At 70.8% G+C, this 6,889-nt stretch carries 6 protein-coding genes and 1 pseudogene; 5 read left to right on the top strand and 2 right to left on the bottom strand.

Annotated features, from left to right (window positions below; genetic code table 11):
• Positions 1-35: 35 nt before the first annotated feature.
• Positions 36-2,357 (bottom strand): exo-beta-d-1,3/1,6-glucosidase, encoded by a 2,322-nt coding sequence (locus ACFWFI_RS39450; protein ID WP_387400254.1) that lies wholly within the window; start codon positions 2,355-2,357, stop codon positions 36-38.
• A gap of 150 nt (positions 2,358-2,507) precedes the next feature.
• On the opposite strand from ACFWFI_RS39450, the gene ACFWFI_RS39445 reads away from it, so the two are divergent.
• A complete protein-coding gene (locus tag ACFWFI_RS39445; RefSeq protein WP_387400252.1) occupies positions 2,508-3,107 on the top strand; it encodes a TetR/AcrR family transcriptional regulator in 600 nt (199 codons plus the stop codon).
• A gap of 99 nt (positions 3,108-3,206) precedes the next feature.
• Here the strand turns inward: ACFWFI_RS39445 and ACFWFI_RS39440 are convergent.
• Positions 3,207-3,397: pseudogene (locus ACFWFI_RS39440) on the bottom strand (2Fe-2S iron-sulfur cluster-binding protein); the annotation flags it as partial.
• Positions 3,398-3,530: 133 nt separating this feature from the next.
• Here ACFWFI_RS39440 and ACFWFI_RS39435 point away from each other — a divergent pair.
• From ACFWFI_RS39435 to ACFWFI_RS39420, 4 genes are all read left to right on the top strand, one after another.
• The gene (locus tag ACFWFI_RS39435; RefSeq protein ID WP_387400256.1) at positions 3,531-4,010 is read left to right on the top strand and encodes a hypothetical protein; all 480 of its coding nucleotides are present in this window, start codon (positions 3,531-3,533) and stop codon (positions 4,008-4,010) included.
• Positions 4,011-4,190: 180 nt separating this feature from the next.
• On the top strand, positions 4,191-4,319 hold the full coding sequence (locus ACFWFI_RS39430; RefSeq protein WP_387400250.1) for a hypothetical protein: 129 nt from the start codon (positions 4,191-4,193) through the stop codon (positions 4,317-4,319).
• A gap of 90 nt (positions 4,320-4,409) precedes the next feature.
• A complete protein-coding gene (locus tag ACFWFI_RS39425; RefSeq protein ID WP_387400248.1) occupies positions 4,410-5,453 on the top strand; it encodes a 3-isopropylmalate dehydrogenase in 1,044 nt (347 codons plus the stop codon).
• Positions 5,454-5,747: 294 nt separating this feature from the next.
• Positions 5,748-6,854 carry a branched-chain amino acid aminotransferase gene (locus tag ACFWFI_RS39420; protein ID WP_387400245.1) on the top strand — a complete coding sequence of 369 codons (1,107 nt, stop codon included), beginning with the start codon at positions 5,748-5,750 and terminating at the stop codon, positions 6,852-6,854.
• Positions 6,855-6,889 lie beyond the last annotated feature (35 nt).

Here is a 6,889-nt window from a genome sequence, read left to right as displayed (position 1 = left end):
CGGAGGACGTGGCGGGCAGCGGTCGCGCGGCGGCCTCAGCCCTTCACGTTGAAGCCCGCCCGCAGGAGGGTGTCGTCGCCCGAGGACGGGCCGACGAGCAGCTCGAAGGCGCCGGGCTCGACCACGCGCCGGCCCGCCGCGTCCACGAGGGTGCACTCGGAGACCGGCAGCTCCAGCAGGACCTCGCGGGCCTCGCCCGGGGCGAGCGTCACCTGCCGGTAGGTCTTGAGCTCCTTCTCGGCCCAGGTCACGGATGTCACGGTGTCGCTGACGTACACCTGCACGGTCTCCAGTACCGGCCGCTCGCCGGTGTTGTGGACGGTGACGCGTGCCCGGAGCGTGTCGCTCTCCCCGACGCTCGCCGTGAGCACCTCCAGGTCGGAGTACGCGACGGTCGTGTAGCTCAGGCCCTCGCCGAACACGAAGGCCGGACGCTGGGTGAGGTCGGCGTACCGGGAGCCGTGCTGACCGCGGATCTGGTTGTAGTACGTCGGCTGCTGACCCGCGTGCCGGGCGAAGGAGACGGGCAGCCGCCCCGACGGCTCCACGATGCCCAGCAGGACCTCGGCCACCGCCCGGCCCCCCTGCATGCCCGGGTTGAAGGCATGCACGATCGCGGACGCGTTGAGCGCGGACGGCGGGAGCACCAGGGGCTTCGAGCTGATGACCACGACGACGAGCGGCTTGCCGGTCGCCGCCAGCGCGTCGAGCAGCGCGACCTGGTCGCCGACAAGCTCCAGGGTCGCGGTGGACTTGCCCTCGCCGACCAGCTCGATGCGGTCGCCGACCACGACGACGACGTAATCGGCGGCCTCGGCGGCGGCGACCGCCTCGCCGATCAGCGCGGTGTCCGGTTCGGCGGGGACGACCACCTCCGGGCGGGGCTGGCCGTCGGGGAAGAACTGCCCCTCCGGGTCCGCGCCCACGTCGAGGATCCTGGCGCCCCGCGCGTACAGGACCGTCCAGTCGGCGGGCGCGTGCTCGCGGAAGCCGTCGAGGACGGTACGGATCATGGCGCGCGGCTGGCCGTCCGGGAGCCAGTCCACCTGGCCCGACGAGCCCGCCCAGTCACCCAGCTGGGTCTGCGCGTCGTCCGCGTTCGGCCCGATCACCGCGACCGTACGGGGGCCGGGGGCCCCGGCGGCCCGCCCGTCGTCCCCCGCCGTGAGACCGCCGGCCAGCGGCAGTGAGCCGTCGTTGGTCAGCAGCACCAGTGAGCGCCGGGCCGCCTCCAGGTTCAGTACGGCGTGCCCGGCGCTGCCGATGATCTCGGCCTGGCGGGCGGTGTCGGGGCGGCGGGGGTCCTCGAACAGGCCGAGCTCGAACTTGAGCGTCAGGACACGGCGCACGGCCGCGTCGATCTCCGCCTCGCCCAGCGTGCCGTTCCCGACCGCTTCCAGGGCCCCCTCGAAGAACCCCTCGGTCGCCATCACCATGTCGTTGCCCGCGCGGACCGCCGCCGCGGCGGCCTGGGCGTAGTCGGCGTACACCTTCTGCTCCCACACCATGCGGCCGACGTTGTCCCAGTCGGTCACCAGCGTCCCGGTGTAGCCCCACTCCTCGCGCAGCACGTCGTTGAGCAGCCAGTCGTTCACCGTGATCGGCACGCCGTCCATGGACTGGTAGCCGAGCATGAACGTCCGGCAGCCCTCCCTGGCGACCCGCTCGAACGGCGGCAGGAACCAGGACCGGAGCTTGCGCCGCGAGATGTCCGCCTCACTGGCATCCCGGCCGCCCTGCGTCTCCGAATACCCCGCGAAGTGCTTGGCCGATGCCAGGATCGCGGTCGGGTCGGCCAGACCGTCGCCCTGGTACCCGCGCACCATCGCCGACGCCAGCTCCCCGATCAGATGAGGGTCCTCGCCGAACGTCTCGCTGACCCGGCCCCAGCGCAGATCCCGGGCGATGCAGAGCACCGGTGAGAACGTCCAGTGCACGCCGGTCGCCGCGACCTCGACCGCCGTGGCCCGCGCGATCCGCTCCACCAGCTCCGCGTCCCAGGTCGCGGCCATGCCGAGCTGGGTGGGGTAGATCGTGGCGCCCTCCCAGAAGGAGTGCCCGTGGATGCAGTCCTCCGCGACCAGCAGAGGGATGCGCAGCCGGGACCGGTCGGTCAGCTCCGCGGCCTCCAGGACCCGCTCGGGCGAGGTGTGCAGGATCGACCCCACGTGCAGGTCCTCGACGAAGTGCCGCACCCCTTCCTTGGCGTTCAGCTGGAGCATCTGGCCGACCTTCTCGGGCAGCGTCATGCGCCCCAGGAGATCGGCGACCCGCTCCGCCACGGAGAGCGCGGGGTCGAGATAGGGCAGGGAGGGGGACACGGGGGGTCCTTTCGCGACACGGTTCGCATTCACCATAGAGTCAATACCGACCAGCTGGTAAGTATCTCCGGGAATCGAATTCACGGAGGCGGATGCTCCGGGGCCGGACCCTCCGGAGAGTTGAATGGGAATCCGATGCACCGAAGTGCCGGCCTGACCGATGCCGGCGGACCGGGAGAGTGGCGAGTGACGGCCGAAGCGCCTCGTGGCTACGCGAAGGGCCGCGCGAAGCGGCGAGAGATCCTCGACCAGGCCATGGCCCTGTTCGGTGAGGCCGGCTACCGGGGTGCGTCGCTGCGGGTGATCGCGACCCGCTGCGGCATCTCGCACACCGGCCTGCTGCATCACTTCCCGACCAAGGAGGCGCTGCTGCTCGCGGTGCTGGAGCACCGCGACGACGTGGACGACGAGTGGCTCTCGCTCGGCGGCACCACGGGCGTCGGACGGCTGCGGCGGTTCGCCGAGCTGGCGGCGATGAACTCCGGACGGCGCGGGATCGTCGAGCTGTTCTCGGTCGTCTCCGCCGAGGCGACGGCCGCCGACCACCCGGCCCACAAGTACTTCGTGCGCCGCTACGAGAACTCGGTGACGGGCGCCCAGCTCGCCTACGAACAGGCGCGCCTGGAGGGCGCGCTGCGGGCGGGTATCGCTCCGGACGCCGCGGGCCGGCAGCTGATCGCCCTGATGGACGGGCTCCAGGTGCAGTGGCTGCTCAGCGACTGCACCACGGACATGGCCGGCGTCCTGCGCGCGCACATCGAGGCGCAGCTCACCGTGGCTCTCTGAGACGTGTCGGCCGACGTCGGGCACCGTGCCCCCCCAGGAGGAGTGGAGCGCGGTGCCCGACCCCGGCACGCCCCGGTCGCGTGCTGTTCGTGGTGCCTTTCAGAGGTCGAGGACGAGCCGGGGAGACAGTGCCCGTGACACGCAGGCGTACATCCGGCGCTCGGAGCGCCGATGTCGTCCCGGTGCTCGGGTGGGGTGCGCCGTCCAGGACGGTGAACTTCACAGCTGCCGCAGACGCCTTCGCGGCACCCGGACGGGACGGGGTGCCCGGAGCGGGCCCGGGTGTCGATCGGGTCGCTGTACCAGTACTACCCGAACAAAGATGCGATTCTGGTCGAGCTGCTGACCCGGCATCTCGACGCCGGGACGGCCGCCGCTCCGCTGGGCCAGGACGGACTGCCGCCGGACTCCATCGAGGGCATCATGCGCCTCTATGTGCGGAGCGTGGTCGAGAACCACCGCGAGGACCCGCAGCTGCTCCGCGTGATGATGGAACAGGGTCCCCGTGCGCCGGAGTTGCTGGAGCGGGTCGCGCACAGCGAGCAGAGGCGGATCGCCTGCGCCCGCAGGCTGCTCCGGAACCATCCGGACGTGCGGGTCACGGACGTGGACATCGCCGCCCGGCTCGTCACTTCCACGGTGGAGGTGGTGCACAGGGTGATGGCGGGGCCGGCCAGGTCGACATCGCGCGGTTCGAGGACGAACTCGTCGCCATGCTCACCCGCTATCTGGCGGGCGGCCCATCGGCGACGCCCGGGGGCTGACGCCCGGTCCGTCCGCACGGGGGCGCCGCGCCCTCCGGCCGCGGCGAATCCCTTGCCGGGCGGTGGGTGTCCGCCGCCGCCGTCTCAGATAGTAGGAAGTCCGAGTATCTGTAGAGACAGATGGCCCGAGCTGTCCTAACTTTGTAGGAGCCGAACGAATCGCTGATCCAGCGACCGGCGTGCGTGAGCGTGCCCGAAGCAGGCAATCCCTGCGGCATCCGCTCCCCGCCCCTTCAGGCGCTTCGAAATCCCGATCTCGACATCCGTTGCGCGAAGTCCCGATCCCGAAATCCACGCGATCTCAAGGAGTCGATCCCTCATGGCCGAGACCACTGTCCGCCGCGTCCGTCACACCCCCCGCGCCGCCGAGTCGGAGCGCAAGAACGCCGCCGCAGCCCTGCAGCGGGCCCTCGACCGCCGGGACAACGGCGGTTCCACGGGCCACTGAGGGTGCGATCCTGCCCGCACGGCACCTTCGACTGTCCGCATCGTGGACGTCGAATGTCATGGGGTGGGACGGAGGGCTAAGGTGCCTGCTATGTCTCGCAGCATCGATCTCGCAGTGATCCCCGGCGACGGTATCGGCCAGGAGGTCGTCACCCAGGGCCTCAAGGTTCTCAACGCTGTTCTCCCGCAGGATGTGAAGCTGGAGACCAAGGAGTACGACCTCGGGGCCCAGCGATGGCATCGCACCGGTGAGACCCTCCCCGACGCGGAGCTCGAAGCCCTCAAGGGCCACGACGCCATCCTGCTCGGCGCCATCGGCGACCCGTCCGTGCCGTCGGGCGTGCTGGAGCGCGGGCTGCTGCTGAAGCTGCGCTTCGCCTTCGACCACTTCATCAACCTGAGGCCGTCGAAGCTCTTCCCGAACACCGCGACCCCGCTGGCCGGCCGCCCCGAGATCGACTTCGTCGTCGTCCGCGAGGGCACCGAGGGCCCGTACACGGGCAACGGCGGTTCGCTGCGCACGGGCACGGAGCACGAGGTCGCCACCGAGGTCAGCGTCAACACCGCCTACGGTGTCGAGCGCGTCGTGCGTGACGCCTTCGCGCGTGCCGCGGCCCGCCCGCGCAAGAAGCTGACGCTGGTCCACAAGAACAACGTCCTCGTGTACGCCGGCCACCTGTGGAAGAACACCTTCGACAAGGTCGCGGCCGAGTACCCCGAGGTCACCACCGACTATCTGCACGTCGACGCCGCGACGATCTTCTTCGTCACGCAGCCGGAGCGCTTCGACGTCATCGTCACCGACAACCTCTTCGGTGACATCCTCACCGACCTGGCCGCGGCCGTGACCGGCGGCATCGGCCTGGCCGCTTCCGGCAACATCAACCCGACCGGTGCCTTCCCGTCCATGTTCGAGCCGGTGCACGGTACCGCGCCCGACATCGCGGGTCAGGGCAAGGCCGACCCGACCGCCACGATCCTCTCCGTCGCCCTCCTGCTGCGCCACCTCGGCTACGAGGCCGAGGCCGTGCGCATCGAGGAGGCCGTCTCCGCCGACCTCGCGGAGCGTGACGGAAAGCATGCACGCACCACCGATGAGATCGGCGACGCGCTCGCGGTACGCGTAGCGAGCTGACCCGACGTCTCCACTTCGAAGCCGCCGGGTCGCAACCGCACCCGGCGGCTTCTCCTTGCGGTCTCCGGGTGCCACCATCGACCCCTGGACCGCGTTCTCGCGTCGCGCGAGCGTCATCGTGAACGACACCGCAAACACGTCATTTCGTGCAGGGCCGCCCCCGGGAGATAATCGAACGCGGGACCGCGGCTCGCGGTAGAGCTCGGACGTCCTACAACCTGCCCGGCGACTGCCGGGCGGGAGCGGGCGTGAGCGCGGTCCATCACACACAAGACCGGTGAAGGACACGCACTCATGACGACGCCCACGATCGAGCTCAAGCCCTCCTCGAACCCGCTGTCCGACGCGGAGCGCGAGGCGATCCTGGCCAGCCCCGGCTTCGGCCGCTACTTCACCGATCACATGGTGACCATCCGCTGGACCGAGGGCCGCGGCTGGCACGACGCCCAGCTCGTGCCGTACGGGCCGCTGTCGATGGACCCGGCCAACATGACGCTGCACTACGCGCAGGAGATCTTCGAGGGGCTCAAGGCCTACCGGCAGCCCGACGGCACGGTGGCCACCTTCCGCCCGGAGGCCAACGCCGCCCGCTTCCAGCGGTCCGCCTCCCGGCTCGCGATGCCGGAGCTGCCGGTCGAGACCTTCATCGAGGCCTGCGACGTCCTGGTCCAGCAGGACCAGGCATGGGTCCCGTCGCACGGTGGCGAGGAGTCCCTCTACCTGCGCCCGTTCATGATCGCCGCCGAGGTGGGTCTCGGTGTCCGGCCGGCCAACGAGTACCTCTTCCTCGTCATCGCCTCGCCCGCCGGCGCCTACTTCCCCGGCGGAGTGAAGCCGGTCTCGATCTGGCTCTCCCAGGACCGGGTGCGCGCCGTCCCCGGCGGCATGGGCGACGCCAAGACCGGGGGCAACTACGCCGCCTCCCTCCTCGCCCAGGCCGAGGCCGCCGCGCAGGGCTGCGACCAGGTCGCCTACCTCGACGCCGTCGAGCACAAGTGGGTCGAGGAGCTGGGCGGCATGAACCTCTACTTCGTGTACGGGCAGGAGGACGGCAGCAAGCGGATCGTCACCCCCTCCCTCACCGGCTCGCTGCTCGCCGGCGTCACCCGCGACTCCCTCCTCACCGTCGCCCGTGACCTCGGCTACGCCTCCGAGGAGGGCCGCGTCTCCATCGACCAGTGGCGCGCCGACACCGAGAACGGCACCCTCACCGAGGTCTTCGCCTGCGGCACCGCGGCCGTCATCACGCCCGTCGGCACCGTGAAGTCCGCGGACGGCGAGTGGACCCAGGGCGACGGCACCCCCGGTGAGGTCACCCTCAAGCTGCGCGAGCGCCTGCTGGACATCCAGCGCGGCATCGCCGAGGACACCCACGGCTGGATGCACGAGCTCGGCAAGTAACCGCTCGCACCCACGAAGGCCGCGCCCCTCACCGG

The sequence above is a fragment of the Streptomyces sp. NPDC060209 genome (genome assembly GCF_042728155.1).
Taxonomy (GTDB): domain Bacteria; phylum Actinomycetota; class Actinomycetes; order Streptomycetales; family Streptomycetaceae; genus Streptomyces.
This window is presented reverse-complemented; position numbering and strand designations above follow the sequence as displayed.